Below are 1799 nucleotides of genomic sequence, written 5' to 3' on the forward strand. Positions count from 1 at the left end.
TAATATAGAAAAGGAAATGCCAGATAGACTTAAAGTAATAAGCGATTTAAGAAAGTTTTTAGGTGAAATAAACAAAAATATTAAGCCAGATAAAGATGTTTTTGATGAATTAAAGGATAGATGGAAAGAACATGAGTATGATTTAAATCAATTGACAATTCGTTGTATAAATGTATGTAAGAATTTAAATACAGATGTAGCATCGTCATCTATAAACAGACCAGTTATAGAGAATATAAATAGAGTGGATTATTCAAGAGGATGCGTATTGTAATAATAGTTGAGTAAAAAATGGGAAATATATTACCTGACTTTTGAGGTTAAGGTGAAAGATAGTGCTAGGTTACAAGTTAAAATTTGTAATCTAGCATTTTTTATTTGTTTAACAGGAAAGGAAATATGAAGTAGTTTGTTTTGGTTATTAGTAAAGCTATTCATAGTTTAAATTCAAATGCTTTCCATATGATATTTTTGCAAACCTGGGATGATATAGTGAGGTATAAACATGTGTAGAAATCCAAATACAGATAAAGTATTGTAATCTGTAGATAGAAAAGGAAAAGCTTTGGGGAATAAAAAAATGGATAACTCAAAAGAGACATTGCAATGCTAACATAAGTGTTGCATCTAGATACAAAAAGTGTTAGAATGGTGAAAGTAAGTAGTTGCTAAAGTAATTGAGAAGGAAAGTAGGTAGAAGTATATGAGGTTTGACAAAGATAAGTATATAAAAATTGATAGTATGTGCAGTGTAATGATGGGTAGCATATATGTGGCGCGCTTCTTTGTGGGGTGGATCCCTGGGTTAAAGAGGATTTTAGATTTTGTAGAGAGGAAAGTAGATAGAACTTTTTGCAAAAAATTTACAAGTTATTGGTGTCTTTCTAAGGCTAGAAAAGGTCAGTGGAGTGAGATTGATATTGGTTTAATTGATAGTTGTACTGATTTAAACATGAAAGATAATAGAGGAAATACGTTACTTATATATACTTGTAAGGGAAAAATGACAGAGATAGCGGATAAGTTGATAGATAAAGGAGCAGATATAGATGTAGTAGATGAGAATGGAAGAACAGCGCTAGTATATGCGTGTGAGAACGATATGACAGAGGTAGCGAACAAGTTGATAGATAAGGGAGCAGATATAGATGTAGTAGATAAGTATGGAGAAACAGCCCTAATGTACGCGTGTAGGGAAGGTATGACAGAGGTAGTGAATAAGTTGATAGACAAAGGAGCAGATATAGATGTAGTAGATAAGTATGGAAATACAGCGCTAGTATATGCGTGTAGGGAAGGTATGACAGAGGTAGTGAATAAGTTGATAGACAAAGGAGCAGACGTAAATGTAGTAGATAATATTGGAAGAACAGCCCTAATGCGTGCGTGTTTGAATGATAGGCCAGAGATAGCGGATAAGTTAATAGACAAAGGAGCAGATATAGATGTAGTAGATGAGGATGGAAGAACAGCGCTAGTATATGCGTGTGAGAAAGGTATGACAGAGATAGCGAATAAGTTGATAGATAAGGGAGCAGACGTAAATGTAGTAGATGGTCTTGGAAGAACACCTCTAATATTGGCGTGTTGGAGAGGTATGACAGAGGTAGTGAATAAGTTAATAGACAAAGGAGCAGACGTAAATGTAGTAACTAAGAGTGGAGTAACAGCCCTAATATATGCGTGTGAGAACGGTATGACAGAGGTAGTGAATAAGTTGATAGACAAAGGAGCAGACGTAAATGTAGTAACTAAGAGTGGAGTAACAGCCCTAATATATGCGTGTGAGAACGGTATGA

At 34.4% G+C, this 1799-nt stretch carries 2 protein-coding genes; both read left to right on the top strand.

Features of this window, described 5'->3' with window-relative positions:
- A partial coding sequence (locus J6Y29_00435) for a hypothetical protein (protein ID MBP5426359.1) occupies window positions 1-274 on the top strand: 274 nt, incomplete at its 5' end.
- 429 nt (window positions 275-703) lie between these two features.
- Window positions 704-1799, top strand: a 1096-nt coding sequence (locus tag J6Y29_00440) for an ankyrin repeat domain-containing protein (protein MBP5426360.1), incomplete at its 3' end; no start/stop codon positions are given.

The organism is Clostridiales bacterium, assembly GCA_017961515.1.
GTDB lineage: Bacteria > Bacillota > Clostridia > Acetivibrionales > RGIG10202 > RGIG10202.